This window comes from Dickeya parazeae Ech586, assembly GCF_000025065.1.
Taxonomy (GTDB): Bacteria; Pseudomonadota; Gammaproteobacteria; order Enterobacterales; family Enterobacteriaceae; genus Dickeya; species Dickeya zeae.
Genome location: NC_013592.1, coordinates 2,468,974 through 2,485,361 on the forward strand (window position 1 = coordinate 2,468,974; position 16,388 = coordinate 2,485,361).

General features: G+C 52.5%; 14 protein-coding genes. 6 read left to right on the plus strand and 8 right to left on the minus strand.

Annotated elements, in window-relative coordinates; all coding sequences use genetic code 11:
• Positions 1-13: 13 nt before the first annotated feature.
• A complete protein-coding gene (locus tag DD586_RS10785; protein WP_012884852.1) occupies positions 14-244 on the plus strand; it encodes a DNA polymerase III subunit theta in 231 nt (76 codons plus the stop codon).
• A gap of 562 nt (positions 245-806) precedes the next feature.
• Here DD586_RS10785 and DD586_RS10790 read toward each other — a convergent pair.
• Positions 807-2,858 carry a S9 family peptidase gene (locus DD586_RS10790; protein ID WP_012884854.1) on the minus strand — a complete coding sequence of 684 codons (2,052 nt, stop codon included), beginning with the start codon at positions 2,856-2,858 and terminating at the stop codon, positions 807-809.
• A gap of 278 nt (positions 2,859-3,136) precedes the next feature.
• On the opposite strand from DD586_RS10790, the gene purT reads away from it, so the two are divergent.
• Positions 3,137-4,315: a formate-dependent phosphoribosylglycinamide formyltransferase gene (gene purT / locus DD586_RS10795; protein ID WP_012884855.1), complete on the plus strand. Its 1,179-nt coding sequence runs from the start codon at positions 3,137-3,139 to the stop codon at positions 4,313-4,315.
• Between the two features lie 94 nt (positions 4,316-4,409).
• Here purT and DD586_RS10800 read toward each other — a convergent pair whose 3' ends face one another.
• A complete protein-coding gene (locus tag DD586_RS10800) occupies positions 4,410-5,051 on the minus strand; it encodes a bifunctional 4-hydroxy-2-oxoglutarate aldolase/2-dehydro-3-deoxy-phosphogluconate aldolase (RefSeq protein WP_012884856.1) in 642 nt (213 codons plus the stop codon).
• A gap of 154 nt (positions 5,052-5,205) precedes the next feature.
• Entirely contained in the window at positions 5,206-6,681 is a 1,476-nt protein-coding gene (gene zwf, locus DD586_RS10805; RefSeq protein ID WP_012884857.1) for a glucose-6-phosphate dehydrogenase, read from the minus strand.
• 365 nt (positions 6,682-7,046) lie between these two features.
• Between zwf and DD586_RS10810 the strand changes: the two genes are divergently transcribed.
• Entirely contained in the window at positions 7,047-7,916 is an 870-nt protein-coding gene (locus DD586_RS10810; protein ID WP_012884858.1) for a MurR/RpiR family transcriptional regulator, read from the plus strand.
• A gap of 184 nt (positions 7,917-8,100) precedes the next feature.
• The gene (gene pyk / locus DD586_RS10815) at positions 8,101-9,543 is read left to right on the plus strand and encodes a pyruvate kinase (RefSeq protein WP_012884859.1); all 1,443 of its coding nucleotides are present in this window, start codon (positions 8,101-8,103) and stop codon (positions 9,541-9,543) included.
• Positions 9,544-9,693: 150 nt separating this feature from the next.
• Here pyk and DD586_RS10820 read toward each other — a convergent pair whose 3' ends face one another.
• The 5 genes from DD586_RS10820 to znuA all read right to left on the minus strand — a co-directional run bounded on the left by DD586_RS10820 (position 9,694) and on the right by znuA (position 14,728).
• A complete protein-coding gene (locus DD586_RS10820; RefSeq protein WP_012884860.1) occupies positions 9,694-10,116 on the minus strand; it encodes a hypothetical protein in 423 nt (140 codons plus the stop codon).
• Between the two features lie 205 nt (positions 10,117-10,321).
• A complete protein-coding gene (locus DD586_RS10825; protein WP_012884861.1) occupies positions 10,322-10,726 on the minus strand; it encodes a hypothetical protein in 405 nt (134 codons plus the stop codon).
• Between the two features lie 409 nt (positions 10,727-11,135).
• On the minus strand, positions 11,136-12,122 hold the full coding sequence (lpxM, locus tag DD586_RS10830) for a lauroyl-Kdo(2)-lipid IV(A) myristoyltransferase (RefSeq protein WP_012884862.1): 987 nt from the start codon (positions 12,120-12,122) through the stop codon (positions 11,136-11,138).
• 149 nt (positions 12,123-12,271) lie between these two features.
• On the minus strand, positions 12,272-13,690 hold the full coding sequence (mepM, locus tag DD586_RS10835) for a murein DD-endopeptidase MepM (RefSeq protein WP_012884863.1): 1,419 nt from the start codon (positions 13,688-13,690) through the stop codon (positions 12,272-12,274).
• A 12-nt stretch (positions 13,691-13,702) separates the two neighbouring features.
• Entirely contained in the window at positions 13,703-14,728 is a 1,026-nt protein-coding gene (gene znuA, locus DD586_RS10840) for a zinc ABC transporter substrate-binding protein ZnuA (RefSeq protein ID WP_012884864.1), read from the minus strand.
• A gap of 75 nt (positions 14,729-14,803) precedes the next feature.
• Here znuA and znuC point away from each other — a divergent pair, with 75 nt between their 5' ends.
• Together znuC and znuB are read left to right on the plus strand one after the other, a co-directional pair.
• Entirely contained in the window at positions 14,804-15,562 is a 759-nt protein-coding gene (gene znuC, locus DD586_RS10845; RefSeq protein WP_012884865.1) for a zinc ABC transporter ATP-binding protein ZnuC, read from the plus strand.
• On the plus strand, positions 15,559-16,344 hold the full coding sequence (gene znuB, locus DD586_RS10850) for a zinc ABC transporter permease subunit ZnuB (protein ID WP_012884866.1): 786 nt from the start codon (positions 15,559-15,561) through the stop codon (positions 16,342-16,344). The genes znuC and znuB overlap by 4 nt, the downstream gene beginning before the upstream one ends.
• Positions 16,345-16,388 lie beyond the last annotated feature (44 nt).

The window sequence follows — 16,388 nt, forward strand, 5'->3', positions numbered from 1 at the left end:
AGAGGAGGCAATCATGGGATACAATCTGGCCGACCTGCCTTATGAAGAAATGGAAAAGGTCAATGTGGATTTGGCGGCATCCGGCGTAACGTTTCGCGAACGCTATAATATGCCGGTGATCATGGATGAAGTCGAACAGCAACAACCCGCACATCTGCGCCCTTATTTTCGCGAAAGGGTTAGTTACTACCGGGAACTATCCCACCAGTTCTCCACCTTACCGTACAACCCAAACAGTAAATAACGGCTCCATTCATCAGTACAAGTTCACAGCGACGCTATCCAATACAAACGGATAGCGCCTGATTACCCGTCCGCCCACACCGATTTCCGCCGTTTTTTCTAGTCAGCGCCGTCGTTTTAATGACCACAAAAGCACTTTTTCGCTTGCATCTGTCCACAAACAGGGGGTTAATGGATAGGCAACCAACCTTTTACCTAGCGAGGCACAAGATGAGTAAAGGAATGGACAGCAAGAAAAACGCCAAGAAAAAACCGCTGAAAACCGCCGAGCAGAAACGGGCGGAGAAGCGGGCCAAACGGGCTCAACCACAGCCTGAAATTAACTGAAACTAACCGCGTTGCCACAAATTTCGTTGTTCACCTAACCGAGCACCATTAAGGCAACATCCTGCGATCACCCTCTGCCTCCTGACACCTGGTGATCGCAGTTCCAACGCTTCGCGTCTGGCTTCTCGCTTTTCTTGTACTCTTTTTGGGTACCATTTTTCTGGCACGGCCTTTTCTGACGTTAGGGCTCGACAAACCAGGTTGCTTGTCTTACCCCGCTCCCCCCGTCCGGGGTACTACCCCGACAAAGTCTGGCTTTCAAGCAGCATTAACAGGAAGGTGAACTCCTGGGCAATGTCTTCAAACTGGGCCAAACGGCCAGATTTACCGCCATGGCCAGCCCCCATATCAGTGTGCAACAACAACAGATGATCGTCGGTTTTCAGTTCACGCAGTTTCGCGACCCATTTGGCCGGTTCCCAGTACTGAACTTGTGAATCGTGCAGGCCAGTCGTCACCAGCAAGTGGGGATAACACTGCGCCGAGACGCGATCATAAGGACTATATTGCTTGATGTACTGGTAATCAGCCGCGTTATTCGGATTACCCCACTCATCATATTCGCCAGTGGTGAGCGGAATGGACTCATCCAACATGGTCGTGAGTACATCGACAAACGGCACCTGCGCCACCACCCCATAAAACAGCGAAGGCGCCATGTTTATAACGGCTCCCATCAGTAACCCACCGGCGCTACCCCCCATGGCGAAGGTTTTTTTCGGGTCACCATAGCCTTGCGCCAGCAACGCTTGCGTAACATCGATGAAGTCGGTAAAGGTGTTCATCTTGTTGAACAACCGGCCCTGATCGTGCCATTGCTGTCCCAATTCCCCACCGCCACGAATATGCGCCAGCGCATACACGAAACCACGATCCAGCAGACTTAAACGACTGCTACTGAACTCTGGATCCATACTGCTGCCATAAGCGCCGTAGCCGTAAACCAGCAATGGGCTCTGCGCCAGTTTGCAGTCTTTGCGATACACCAGCGATACCGGTACCGATTCACCATCACGGGCGGTTATCCAGACTCGTTCGCTGCGGTAATTGTCGGCATCAAAATTTTTTACCGCGGATTGTTTGAGTACCGCCTGCACACCGGTTGCCATATCCAGTTCATAGATGGTCATCGGCGTGGTCATTGAAGAGTAACCGTAGCGCAGTTGTGTGCTCTCGGGCGTTGGGTTATAGCTCAGCCAACTCACGTAGGCTGGGTCATTAAACGCAATCTGGCGCGAAACCGCCGTTTGCCAGTGAATATAGCGAATCTGGGTCAACCCGCGCTCACGCTCTTCAACCACGTACCACTCATCAAACAGTGCGAACCCTTCTAGCACACAGTCCGGGCGTGGGGTGATCAATGGCTGCCAGGTTGATTCGTTGGCATCGTGAGCACGATAAAAGCCGAAGGTTTTGCCGTCTTTGTTGGAACGAACGTAAAAATCATCACGAAAATGGTCAATTACATACTCGTGATCCGCCCGCCTCGGTAAAAACACCTGCGGTTTTGCCTGTGGGTCAGTCGCATCCAGCAACAGAATTTCTGTACTGGTGGTACTTTCCAGATAGAGCAGGATATAACGCTCGGACGTGGTTTTATCAAGGCTGAGATAAAACGTATCATCTGTTTCCTCATACACCAGCGCATCCTGCTGCGGATCATCCCCCAGACGATGGCGATACACCTGATAAGGCAGCAACGTCTGCGGATGTTTACGCACATAATAGAGGGTGCAGGAATCTGCCGCCCATTCACTACCGGCAGACACATTCTCCAGCCGGTCCTCCAGCCATTCGCCGCTGGTCAGGTCTCGAAACGTCACCACATACTGCCGACGGGAGAGCAAGTCTTCTGCCACGCTCATCAGTCGATTATCAGGGCTTACCCCCAACGCACCAAGGCTGTAGAACTCGCTGCCAGCCGCCCGTTGATTGCCATCCAGCAATACCTGCCAGGTATCATGTTCCGTTTCCTGCTCCGGCTGGCGCTGATAAATAGCGTAATCTTTGCCGGGCTCGTAACGACTTTGGTAGCGGTAGCCGCGTTTCACATAAGGCACCGAAACATCTTCACCGGGGATCCGCGCCACCATTTCCTCGTACAGGGTACGACGCAGTGCTTCATGAGGCGCCATCACCTGTTCGCAATAGCGATTCTCTTCCTGTAGCCAGGCCAGCACATCCGGACTGTTGCGTTCATCGTCCCGCAGCCAATAGTAATTATCGATACGGGTATCGCCATGCATCGTCATCCTATGCGGGCGTTTTTCGGCTTGCGGCGCGCTCATGCACATCACTCCTTTCCATTCATTTGTCAGACTCTGCCTTACCGCTGCCCCACACTGGCAAACCAGCCATGGCGCAACGGCAAATGCCCAAAGCCTGTCATGAATCAGCAGGGGAATCCAGCTTGTACCGAGATCTGCACGGATTTTCACTCGCTTTTGCGTACCAGTACGCGAGTGATGCCAAACGCAAACGTTTTCGTTTATACTGTGGCCACGTTCGGGCCATAGTCCGCCCGTTTTTACCCCCCTCTTTTCACAACACCATCAGGTATCAGGTTATGTTAACAATGGGAACAGCCCTGCGTCCCGGCGCCACTCGCGTTATGCTGCTAGGTTCCGGTGAACTGGGAAAAGAAGTAGCGATTGAGTGTCAGCGTTTGGGAATCGAGGTGATTGCGGTTGATCGCTATGCTGATGCCCCGGCGATGCAAGTCGCTCACCGCAGCCATGTCATCAATATGCTGGACAGCGACGCATTAAAACAGCTGGTATTGCAGGAGCGCCCGGACTATATCGTGCCGGAGATTGAAGCTATCGCTACCGATATGCTGGTCGCTCTGGAACAGCAAGGACAACGAGTTGTGCCTTGCGCTGAAGCTACCCGTCTAACCATGAATCGTGAAGGTATCCGTCGGTTGGCTGCGGAAACGCTGGGGTTACCCACATCCAGTTATCGCTTTGCCGCCGACGAAGCCGCATTTCGTCAGGCTGCTCAGGAATTAGGTTTTCCCTGCATCGTCAAACCCGTCATGAGTTCGTCAGGGAAAGGCCAGAGCCTTATCCGTTCACCGGAGCAATTGGATCACGCCTGGCGCTACGCACAGGAGGGCGGCCGGGCCGGTGGTGGAAAAGTGATTGTCGAAGGTCTGGTGAAGTTCGATTTCGAAATCACATTATTGACTATCCACGCCGCCGACGGCCTGCACTTCTGTGACCCTATCGGCCACCGTCAGGAAGACGGCGATTACCGTGAATCCTGGCAGCCGCAACACATGAGCGACCTGGCGTTGGCGCGGGCTAAAGAGATTGCCGGCAACGTAGTAAAAGCGCTGGGTGGGTTCGGTTTGTTTGGCGTGGAGCTGTTTATTTGCGGCGATGACGTCATCTTCAGTGAAGTGTCGCCACGCCCGCATGATACCGGTATGGTGACACTCATTTCACAAGACCTGTCCGAGTTTGCTTTGCATGTCCGCGCGTTTCTCGGCTTGCCGATCGGCGCAATTCGCCAGTATGGACCATCCGCCTCGGCGGTTATCTTGCCGGAGCTAACCAGCAACGATGTGCGCTATCAAGGTCTGGAACAGGCTCTGAAACCGCATACCCAGATTCGCCTCTTCGGCAAGCCAGACATCAGTGGGCGCCGCCGTATGGGGGTCGCGTTGGCGACGGCCGACAATACAGAGGCAGCAGTAGAGCTGGCGAAATCCTGCGCGTCTGCCGTCAGCGTAAACGGCTGATATCCTGTATAAGACGGGCCTGTCGGCTCGTCGATTCAGAATGCAAAAAAAGCCCGCATGCGGGCTTTTTGATATGAAGAAAGGGATAACGCTATCAGGCTGTTGCGCCAGCAACCGCTTCACGCGCCAGCGCGGTAATACGATCGTAGTCACCGCTTTCCAGCGCATCAGCAGGCACCAGCCAGGAACCGCCAACACACAGCACGCTTTTCAGCGCCAGATAGTCACGATAATTCTTCAGTGAGATACCGCCGGTTGGACAGAAACGAATTTTGCCAAACGGACCGGCAATCGCCTGCAATGCCTTCACACCGCCATTTGCTTCAGCCGGGAAGAATTTAAACTCACGTAATCCGTAGTCCATCCCCAACATCAGCTCGGACACGGTGCTGATCCCTGGGATCAACGGAATAGTGCCTTCTGTTGCTGCTTTCAATAACGGTTCGGTCAGGCCGGGGCTGATGGCAAACTGCGCACCCGCTGCGGTCACTTCCGCCAGCTGCTGTGGGTTGGTAACGGTACCTGCGCCAACGATAGCGTCCGGCACTTCCTGTGCGATCAGGCGAATAGCCTCTACCGCGCAGTCGGTACGCAACGTCAACTCCAGGACACGAACGCCACCCGCTACCAGGGCTTTCGCCATCGGTACCGCGTGTTCCAGTTTGTTAATCACAATAACAGGAACAACCGGACCGGCTGTCAGAATCTGTTCCGCACTGGTTTTCCAGTTTTTCATCGAGGGTAATCTCCAGTCATGCCCAACGGGCATTGATTAATATCTGGCGCGCCCCTGCCACAGGGATCCGCAGTTACCCACGGATGTCCGACCGCACCGTCAGCCAAAAAAACGCTAACGGCCTCACTCCACCTTTCGGCAGTGCAAAACCGCTTTATTCCACTTCGTTCCAGGAACGCCCATCACGGGTAATCATGGCGACAGACGCCACCGGTCCCCAGGTCCCGGCCTGATAAGGCTTGGGAGAATCATTGTCCATTGCCCAGGCATCCATAATGGAGTCCACCCACTTCCAGGCTTCTTCCACCTCGTCACGACGCACGAACAGCGCCTGAATGCCGCGCATGCTTTCCAGCAACAATCGCTCATAAGCATCCGCCAGATGTTGCTGATTAAACGTTTCGGAGAAACTCAGGTCGAGTTTGGTAGTCTGCAACCGATGTTTGTGGTCCAGGCCAGGGATCTTGTTGAGGATCTGGATTTCGACCCCTTCGTCCGGCTGCAGGCGGATGATCAACTTGTTCTGAGGTAACTGCTGGTAGGAATCATGGAACAAATTGAGGGCTGGGTTTTTAAAGTAAACCACCACTTCCGAGCATTTCGACGGCAAACGCTTGCCGGTGCGCAAGTAAAACGGTACGCCGGACCAACGCCAGTCGTCGATATCGACACGAATCGCCACAAATGTTTCGGTGTTGCTAGCCTTGTTGGCACCCTCTTCTTCCAGGTAGCCAGGTACTTTTTTGCCCTGCACAAAGCCGCCGGTGTACTGACCACGGACGGTTACGTCATGCACATTAGAGCGATCGATACGGCGCAACGAGCGCAACACCTTCACCTTTTCATCGCGAATACGATCGGTGCTCAGGTCCGCTGGCGGCGACATGGCAATCATGGTCAGAATTTGCAACAGATGGTTTTGGATCATGTCACGCATCTGTCCTGCCTGATCGAAATACCCCCAGCGCCCTTCAATCCCCACTTCTTCCGCCACGGTAATCTGTACGTGATCGATAGTGCGGTTATCCCAATTGTTGGCAAACAGGGAGTTGGCAAAACGCAGCGCCAGCAAATTCAGCACGGTTTCTTTGCCAAGGTAGTGGTCGATACGGTAGACCTGGCACTCGTTAAAGAACTCTGCCACCTGGTTGTTAATAACCCGGGAGGATGCCAGATCGGTACCCAGCGGCTTTTCCATCACCACACGGGCGGGTTCTTTGTTAAGACCGGCTTTCCCCAAACCACGGCAGATGGCACCGAATGTGCTGGGCGGCATGGCGAAATAGTTGATGGTGGTACGATTTTGCTGATCGAGCATCGTTCCCAGACGATTGAACCCCTCGGTGTCTTCCACATCAAGGTTGCAGAAGTCGAGGCGGCTGCTCAATGTTGCCCATAGCGCCGCATCAAGCGGCTCTTTGAGAAAGGTTTCCAGCGCTTCGCGCACCACGCCGACATACGTGTCGCGGTCCCACGCCGCACGCCCGACACCGATAATGCGGGTTTCTGGATGAATATGGCCTGCTTTTTCCAGTTGATACAGTGAAGGCAGCAATTTACGGCGCGCAAGATCGCCCTTCGCACCGAAAATAACCAGGTCACACGCCTGGGCTGTTGACGTTACCGCCATTTTCAATCTCCTCATTGCAGGACGCTGTAATTTTATTACATCAATAATGTACTCTTTTTGACGCAAGCCAGTAAACCCGTAAGAAAACCACATTATCGACTGATTCTGATACCATAAGGCCTCAGAACCTATTGTGCCGATGAAGGAAACGAGTCTGGCATCCGCCTAAAAGAGAAATTTTCCATCGTTTCTGACAGTCAGTTACCGTTCTGAAAGTTAGACACACATCATGTTCTGACAAAAAAAGCCGATGACTGGGTGTGTCCACCTCTGCCAACCGTAGCGGGCTCGTAGTATATTTCACAAAATCCGCATCGGTTTCACCTTTGGCTGAAATCCAAAATACCATAGATGGTCGTTGTCATATGAATATGCTGGAAAAAATCCAGAGTCATCTGGAGCTGTTGAGCAAGTCGGAACGAAAGGTGGCGGAGGTTATTCTTGCCTCACCACAGACAGCCATCCACTCCAGTATCGCCACTCTGGCCGGTATGGCTGAGGTCAGCGAGCCTACCGTTAACCGCTTCTGCCGTCGTCTGGACACCAAAGGCTTTCCCGATTTTAAACTGCATCTGGCGCAAAGTCTGGCCAATGGTACGCCTTACGTGAACCGCAACGTAGAGGAAGACGACTCGGTAGAGTCTTACACCAGCAAGATTTTCGAATCCACCATGGCTGCGTTGGAACAGGTGAAATCATCTCTGGATATTCAGGCCATCAACCGCGCGGTGGACCTGCTTACCCAGGCGCGCAAAATTTCCTTCTTCGGGTTTGGTGCCTCGGCAGCGGTAGCCCACGATGCAATGAACAAGTTTTTTCGCTTCAATATCCCCGTGGTTTACTTTGACGACCTGGTTATGCAGCGCATGAGCTGCATGAACTCCGGTGAGGGCGACGTGGTGGTGCTGATTTCACATACCGGACGCACGAAGAGCCTGGTGGGGATGGCACGGCTGGCGCGGGAAAACGACGCGACTGTGATCGCCATTACCTCGGAAGGCTCGCCGCTTTCTCGCGAAGCCTCTCTGGTCTTGCAGGTTGATGTCCCGGAAGATACCGATGTTTATATGCCGATGGTGTCGCGTATCGCGCAGTTAACGCTGATCGATGTGCTGGCAACCGGTTTTACTCTGCGGCGCGGTGCAAAATTCCGCGATAACTTGAAGCGGGTCAAGGAAGCATTACGTGAATCGAGATTTGATAAGGAAGAACGATTCAGCAACCCGTTCAACTAATTATGCTATAACATCAACATCGGGTGGCAAGGTGTGATATCGATGATAAGACCAACCTGTCGCCCAATCATAACTACAGGCGCGGCATCCGGACAGTGCAGAGCGGCAAAAACGGCGCTATACCGTGCCCTCGCCTGACGGCATTACCACATTACAACAGCTTCACCAGTCAACGGAGTTATACATGTCCAGACGGCTCAGAAGAACCAAAATCGTTACCACGCTGGGGCCGGCTACGGACCGCGACAATAATCTGGAAAAGATCATTGCCGCAGGCGCAAACGTAGTCCGCCTGAACTTTTCTCACGGTACGCCGGAAGACCATCTTCTGCGGGCCGATAAAGTTCGCGAAATCGCAGCTAAACTTGGCCGCCATGTTGCCATTCTGGGTGATCTTCAGGGGCCCAAGATTCGTGTATCGACCTTCAAAGAAGGGAAAATTTTCCTGAATGTCGGCGACAAGTTCCTGCTGGATGCCAATCTGGAAAAAGGCGAAGGCGACAAAGAGAGAGTGGGTATCGACTATAAAGGATTACCCAACGATGTGGTTCCAGGCGATATTCTGCTGCTGGATGATGGCCGTGTGCAGTTAAAAGTACTGGCAGTCGATGGCATGAAAGTGTTCACCGAAGTCACTGTCGGCGGTCCGTTGTCTAACAACAAAGGCATCAACAAACTCGGTGGCGGCCTGTCGGCGGAAGCGTTAACAGAAAAAGATAAAGCGGACATCGTTACCGCAGCCAAAATCGGTGTAGATTTCCTGGCGGTCTCTTTCCCTCGTACTGGCGAAGACCTGCACTATGCCCGTCGTCTGGCTCGCGAAGCTGGCAGCAACGCCAAAATTGTGTCGAAAGTAGAACGTGCAGAAGCCGTATCAACGGATGAAGCAATGGATGACATTATCCTTGCTTCTGATGTGGTCATGGTGGCTCGCGGTGATCTGGGTGTGGAAATCGGCGACCCGGAACTGGTCGGTATCCAGAAAAAACTGATTCGCCGTGCTCGTCAATTGAACCGTTCCGTTATTACGGCAACGCAGATGATGGAGTCGATGATCACCAATCCGATGCCAACCCGCGCGGAAGTGATGGACGTCGCCAACGCCGTACTCGACGGCACCGATGCCGTGATGCTCTCTGCAGAAACTGCGGCGGGTCAGTACCCGGCAGAAACAGTTGCCGCGATGGCTAAAGTGTGTCTGGGCGCAGAAAAGATCCCCAGCATCAATGTCTCCAAACATCGCCTTGACGTGCAGTTCGATAACGTGGAGGAGTCAATCGCCATGTCCGCAATGTATGCGGCCAACCACCTTAACGGTGTTACCGCGATTATCGCCATGACCGAATCCGGCCGCACCGCACTGATGATGTCTCGTATCAGTTCAGGCCTGCCGATTTTCGCTATGTCGCGTCATGAGCATACCCTTAACCTGACTGCCTTGTACCGTGGTGTCACTCCGGTGCAGTTCACCAGCTATACCGATGGCGTCGCTGCAGCTAATGATGCCGTACTGCTGCTGCGTGACAAAGGCTTCCTGGTCTCCGGCGATCTGGTTATCGTAACCCAAGGGGATGTCATGGGAACGGTCGGTACCACCAATACAGTGCGTGTGCTGCGGGTTGAATAACCGCCAGACAGGCAATTCCTGTGATACCCGGTAATCACATATCGCGCATCATGGGTGATAACAAGGGGGCTGCTAACACTGCCCCCTTGTTATTCATCAGTGGTACGACCTGCGTGCTGCTTTCAGCTTTCTTGCCTGATTCATGCCTGATTAGTGCACCTTTACTACAGACTCACTATCCAGCCCGCCGGACAGATTGGCGCGACTGCGGCTGGCTTGTCCATTGCTGTAATCAACGTCATAACCACCAGAAAGGTTAGTACGACTGGTACTGCTTGAACCATCACTGTAATGGGTATCCAACCCGCCGGACCGGTTTACACGACTGGTGCTACTGGTACCGTCACTAAAATGAGTATCGTAGCCACCTGCCAGATTAGCCCGGCTGGTACTACTTCGCCCATCACTATAGTGGGTATCAAATCCCCCCAATAGATTAGTGCGACTGGTCGATGTAGAGCCGTCGTCATAACGACAATCCTGACCACCAGACAGATTGGCGCGACAGCTCTGCGCCTGGGAAAAAGGAATATGTGCAGTCAGTAACGCAAGATATAAAAGCGATTTATTCATAAAACTCGACCTTTCATCCAAAAAGGATATACCGTTATAGTGCCGGTCAGGAATAGCGGTTGTGTTATCTGACAAATTGGACTTCATTGCCATCACACTTATCGCTATTTCCTGACCGGTAAATTATTGCCATCTGCGCGAATGCTACTATTCCTTTTATTACTGCGCGATGTTCATCTTATTGTTTATTGACTAACGGACGGTTTTATTGGGCATTCGTGGTGGTATTTTTTATGTCGTCCTGTTTTTCTCCGGTGCTGGCTTTGGTTTTTTCCCTGGTATTAGCGCTATCAGTATGATGTTTTTTCACCACCTTCTTCGCTGACTTCTCTTCAGTTTTCGTTTGTGTTTGTGCCGTGGCCTTTTCAGGCTTTATGGTTGCATCCCCACTGGCATTGGCTTTCACGGCCGATGCGTCAAGCTCTGACCGTTTGGCAGCATCCGTGTTAGCTTTATCCACCGCCTTACCCAGTGCAGACTCCGCCGATGCGGGTGTCGTACTGGCTGCCGTGGCGTTAGTTGCGCTTTTTTCCACCGTGGTGGTCGCTGCGTTGGCAGTTGCATAAGTCGTTGCCAGTAAAACGCCTAAAAACAGTGGTTTCAGATTCATGGTTGAAATCCTTCAGCAGAAATTTTTTATTAGCCGGAATTAAATAAGCAATCTCGCATTATTTATGGTGGCTAACGGTTGAAGTCATAACAGAGCGGCTTCGGGGGTTATTAAATCAAAAGCGATAATAAAAAGAATATGGAATAGTCTGAGAAAAAAAGGGCGGCACTCAACGCTATTTTTAAATTTTTTTATAAGTTCCAGCGGTTATTAAATTAAGCAGACATTAACTGTTACAGATTATGTATTATCTCTCAACTCTTATGTGCAAGGGTACCAAGTAGTGGGTACATAGCGCAGAAAACGACGTCCTAAAAACGCAAATAAGGCAACCGGTACCCCGCTGGAAACATAAGGGCGATACCTGTGGTATCGCCCTTATTGGTTGTGCTCCTAACCCTCGGGTGACTTATTTCTTGCGCGGGTACAAATCCTTTCGCAAGTAGGGCTCTGTTTCCCCCGGTTTGCGGGTTTTCAACAGCTTCAGAATCCAAGTGTACTGCTCCGGATTAGGCGCCACCAGATGCTCGACTTCTTCATTCATACGACGGGCGATAGTATTATCGTCTGCGCCATTGATGTCGCTCATTGGCGGGCGGATATAGATATCCAGTTGTGACGTTTTGCCGTTATAAACAGGAAACAGCGGTACGATTTCAGCCCGGCAGACCTTCATCAAACGGCCAATCGCCGGTAGTGTCGCTTTATAGGTCGCAAAGAAGCCGACGAACTCGCTATGCTCCGCGCCATGATCCTGATCCGGCAGATAATACCCCCAATACCCTTCGCGAACCGAGCCAATAAAGGGCTTGATACCATCATTGCGGGTATGCAAACGACCGCCAAAACGACGGCGCAAGGTATTCCACAAATAATCCTGTAGCGGGTTTTTCTGGTTATGCATCATGGCCGCCATTTTCTGACCTTGCCAGCTCATCAGCATCGCCGGGATATCGACAGCCCAGCCATGTGGCACCATGAAAATAATATTACGCTGCTGCTCCCGCAGCGCATCGACAATCTCCATACCATGCCAGCGAACGCGACGATAAGCGCGGCTGGCTGGTAATATCGCCAGTTCCACCATCATCAACATCGCTTGCGGCGCGGTCGCAAACATTTGATCGATAATATGCTCGCGTTCGTTTTCCGTCAGTTGCGGCATGCATAGCAACAAATTGATGCGTGCGCGCCGTCTGGCGCCTTTAGACAATCGCCCTACCCACCGACCTAACGTACCCAGAATAGGATCGCGCAGACGAGCTGGAATACATACCAGTAGCGCCATCACCCCTACCACCAGCCAAATTCCCCAGTAACGCGGGTGCAAAAAAGCCGACGTAAACTGTGGGATGAATTCAGCGTTGGTTTTTCGTTCTTTTTTCTCTTGTTCCATGCAACCACTCTTCATTACAAAATCGGGTTAATGATAATCGCTACCCGATGTTTTGCAATTGAACACGCACTGGCCTGACATTTGCCCGTACGTGATAAAAAAACAGCCGGCAGCGTTGACTGCCGGCTGTCGATTATCCACAACGACACTCAGTCCAGTTGCAACTGAGGTAGAACTTCGCGTACATGCGCCAGATAATCACGACGTTCTTTACCCATCAAGCCCTCAGAGCGTGGCAATTTCGCTGTGAGCGGGTTAACCGCCTGCTGGTTAATCCACAGTTCATAATGCAGATGTGGGCCGGTTGAGCGTCCGGTATTGCCAGATAACCCAATTCGATCGCCGCGTTTCACCTTCTGCCCCGGCTTCACCAGCAAGCGGGTCATATGCATATAGCGGGTGGTATACTGACGCCCGTGACGCAAGGCGACGAAATTACCGGCTTCGCTATCACGCTCAGCCACAACCACTTCACCATCACCCACCGCCAGCACCGGGGTGCCTACCGGCATAGAAAAGTCGACGCCACGGTGCGGCGCAATGCGACCGGTGACCGGATTGAGACGACGTGGATTGAAATTAGAGGACACCTTGAACTGCTTCATGGTGGGAAAGCGCAGGAATCCACGCGTCAGACCTGAACCTTCCCGGTCGTAGAATTTGCCGTCTTCAGCGCGGAACGCATAGTAATTTTTCCCGCCGGTACGCAAGCGAACGCCCTGCAATTCACTTTGTTCGCTGTGACCATCCAGGATCTCGCGGGAAATCAGCACAGCAAAGCTATCGTCTTTACGCAACTTGCGGAAATCCAATTGCCATTGTAACGCACGAATCACTTCACGCACTTCGCTACTGGTCAACCCGGCAGCCTGCGCGCTGCTGGCAAAGCTGCCGTCGAGACGTCCGGTCAGCACCTTGTTTTGCCAGTCGCCCTCAACGTTTTCGATTTCCTCACGGAATATGTCGCCGCTGCGGGTATAAGTGCGGCTTTCACGTCGGGAGACTTGCCAGGTCAGGGTTTGTAGTGCGCCATCAGCATCCAGCGTCCAGCTCAACTGCTGACCAATTTTCAAATTCCGCAGCGCCGCATTCTTGTCCGCCAGTGCAGCAATATCGGACATATCGATGCCATATTGGGTCAGAATGCTGCTTAGTGTGTCACCGGTAGAAACAACGTACTCATGCGTATTATCAGAGTCTTTGTCGTCCAACTCGTCGCTGGCAATACCATTGGTTGTTGAGGGTTGATCCAGCGGTTCGCTGTTAGCTTCAGAAACATCCGTCGTTGGTGCAGGGGCAGTCGTTTGCTGGGCAGCAACAGGCGGCAACGGATTACTGTCCAGTGGTTCACTGGCTGGGGGATTCAGAGCCTGGCTCTGGGTGTGTGTTTGCGTTTTTTCGCTTTCCGCGTCTCTTACGATAACAGGTGCGTCATTGACTGGTGGATATGTCATTGGCCGCCAGACAGCGGCGGCCAGTGTAACAACAGTCAGTGACCCCAACATCACACGGTGAGGTCGGGGCAGGCTGTTATACGCCAGAGCGATAGTTCGGACTATCTGCTGCACTTATTCCTATCCTCATGATTTTTCCTTCAGGCAGCTCAAATACTGATCAGACAGTTGCGACAGAAAACGCATATAGCTGTCCTGATCCAGTGCAATGTCACTTCCCAATGGGTCCAGCACGCCGATGCGCACGTCAGTTCCCTTGGCGACAGCATTGATGACCGCTGGCCTGAATTGTGGTTCAGCAAAAAAGCAAACCGCTTTATGCTCAACCAACTGTGTTCGTATCTGGTTTAAACGCTGTGCGCCGGGTGCAATAGCCGGGTTGATAGTAAAATGCCCCAGCGGGGTCAACCCGTAATGCTGTTCGAAGTAGCCATAGGCATCGTGGAACACGAAATACCCTTTGCCGCGCACAGGCGTCAGCATATTAACAATATTTTTATCTGCCTGTGCAAGTTTCTCAGTGAATTTACGCAGATTTGCATCCAGTTTGTCTTTATTCTGCGGCATGAGTTCCACTAATTTTGCATGAATCGCAATGGCAGACGCCTGCGCCATTTCCGGCGACAGCCAGATATGCATATTAAACTCACCGTGATGATGCCCATCATCATCGCTATCCTGATGATTTTCAGGCTCATTACCGTGATCATGCTCGAGGCTGGCGTGATTGTCATGATCAGCGTCATGATGCGCATCATTTTCTGCTGCCGCCTGTTCAGGATGTGATTCTTGTAACAATAGCGTGCGGATTGCTGGTTGCTGGCTTAAGGCGATTTGCCGCTCTGCGGGTAACGGCTGTAACGTTTTAGACAGAAAGGCTTCCATTTCTGGACCGACCCAGATAACCAGTTGCGCCGATTTAAGGCGCTGTACATCAGACGGACGTAGTGCATAATCATGCGGCGATGCGCCGTCCGGGAGCAGCACTTCCGTTGGTGTCACACCTTCGGCGATAGCGGCGGCAATAAATGCCAGCGGGCGGATAGAGGTGACCACGGCAGCACAGGCCGTCGACGCACTAGCCAAGGCAGCCAATAATGCACCAGTGGCCAGCGCGGCGTTTAGCCATTTATAATGAGTTACTCGCAACATACCTAATCATCCGTCGATTTATTAACAATAACCCGTTATATTATAACGTCACACATCCTCTGCAAACAGAATTCTATGTCAACGCTGGTTTCACTGGAAAATATTGGCGTGCAGTTTGGCAACAAATCTGTACTCAATGATATTTCTTTTACATTACAGGCTGGTCGTATTTTGACGTTGCTTGGGCCAAATGGCGCGGGGAAATCCACGCTGGTACGGGTGGTACTGGGTTTGCAACATCCCACCCGCGGTACAATGACGCGGTCTGCGGGTCTTTGCATTGGGTATGTGCCGCAAAAACTGCATCTGGACCCTACCCTGCCCTTAACGGTAAAACGCTTTATGCAATTACGCCCAGGGGTGAAGACGCAAGACATTATGCCTGCATTAAAGCGTGTGCAAGCAGGCCATCTGCTTGAACAACCGATGCAAAAACTTTCAGGTGGCGAAACCCAGCGCGTTTTGTTGGCGCGCGCGATCCTCGCCCGTCCACAGTTGCTGGTACTGGATGAACCCACTCAGGGGGTCGACGTCAATGGACAGTTGGCGTTGTACGAGCTGATTAATCAGTTGCGGCAAGAATACCAATGCGGTGTGTTAATGGTTTCCCACGACCTACATCTGGTGATGGCGAAAACCGATGAAGTTCTGTGTCTCAATCAACATATTTGTTGTTCAGGCACGCCGGAAGTCGTGTCGCTGCACCCGGAATTTTTAGCCATGTTCGGCCACCGTGGTGCCGGACAGCTGGCTATTTACCGCCATCATCACAATCACCGTCACGATCTGAACGGGAAAATTATCTTAAAACGACAGGATGGTAATAACGCATGATTGAGTTGTTGTTGCCCGGCTGGCTGGCAGGGGTATGTCTGGCTGTGGCGGCAGGTCCGCTTGGTTCTTTTGTCGTGTGGCGCCGTATGTCCTATTTTGGCGATACTCTCGCCCATGCTTCATTACTCGGCGTCGCGATAGGGTTATTGTTGGGCGTTAACCTGTTCTATGCGGTGATAGCCATTACCCTGTTGCTGGCGGTGGGTCTGGTCTGGCTGGAGCGACGCCCCGGACTGGCCATCGATACCCTGCTCGGCATCATGGCACACAGCGCATTGTCATTAGGTCTGGTGGTAGTTAGTCTGATGAATAATGTCCGCGTCGACCTGATGGCGTATTTGTTTGGCGACCTGCTGGCCGTCACCAGTGAGGATTTGTGGCTGATAGGGCCGGGTGTACTGCTGGTGCTCGCTGTGTTGGGGTGGCAATGGCAGGCGCTACTCTCCATGACGGTCAGTCCCGAGCTGGCGCACGTCGACGGTGTAGCTATCGCCCGCACCAAACTGATTCTGATGCTGGTCACAGCATTAACCATCGGACTGGCGATGAAATTTGTCGGCGCACTGATCATCACTTCACTGTTGATTATCCCTGCCGCTACCGCGCGCCGATTTTCCCGCACACCAGAACAGATGGCACTCTGCGCGATGGGCGCGGGTATTCTGGCTGTCACCGGTGGGCTTGCCTTCTCGGCAGAAGCGAATACACCAGCGGGCCCTTCCGTTGTGCTATGCGCATCACTGCTGTTCATTCTCAGTCTGCTAAAAAAGCAGGCCGCCTGACCTGGCGTATCACGCTACGGTAAAACAATACCCACCAGTTGCAA

Bases quoted from the DNA above. Each gene is read 5' to 3' on its own strand.
- DD586_RS10810 (WP_012884858.1), top strand. From the start codon at position 7,047: ATGAATATGCTGGAAAAAATCCAGAGTCATCTGGAGCTGTTGAGCAAG.
- DD586_RS10785 (WP_012884852.1), top strand. From the start codon at position 14: ATGGGATACAATCTGGCCGACCTGCCTTATGAAGAAATGGAAAAGGTC.
- znuC (WP_012884865.1), top strand. From the start codon at position 14,804: ATGTCAACGCTGGTTTCACTGGAAAATATTGGCGTGCAGTTTGGCAAC.
- DD586_RS10790 (WP_012884854.1), bottom strand. From the start codon at position 2,858: ATGAGCGCGCCGCAAGCCGAAAAACGCCCGCATAGGATGACGATGCAT.
- lpxM (WP_012884862.1), bottom strand. From the start codon at position 12,122: ATGGAACAAGAGAAAAAAGAACGAAAAACCAACGCTGAATTCATCCCA.
- DD586_RS10825 (WP_012884861.1), bottom strand. From the start codon at position 10,726: ATGAATCTGAAACCACTGTTTTTAGGCGTTTTACTGGCAACGACTTAT.
- pyk (WP_012884859.1), top strand. From the start codon at position 8,101: ATGTCCAGACGGCTCAGAAGAACCAAAATCGTTACCACGCTGGGGCCG.
- znuA (WP_012884864.1), bottom strand. From the start codon at position 14,728: ATGTTGCGAGTAACTCATTATAAATGGCTAAACGCCGCGCTGGCCACT.
- znuB (WP_012884866.1), top strand. From the start codon at position 15,559: ATGATTGAGTTGTTGTTGCCCGGCTGGCTGGCAGGGGTATGTCTGGCT.
- DD586_RS10800 (WP_012884856.1), bottom strand. From the start codon at position 5,051: ATGAAAAACTGGAAAACCAGTGCGGAACAGATTCTGACAGCCGGTCCG.
- DD586_RS10820 (WP_012884860.1), bottom strand. From the start codon at position 10,116: ATGAATAAATCGCTTTTATATCTTGCGTTACTGACTGCACATATTCCT.
- zwf (WP_012884857.1), bottom strand. From the start codon at position 6,681: ATGGCGGTAACGTCAACAGCCCAGGCGTGTGACCTGGTTATTTTCGGT.
- purT (WP_012884855.1), top strand. From the start codon at position 3,137: ATGTTAACAATGGGAACAGCCCTGCGTCCCGGCGCCACTCGCGTTATG.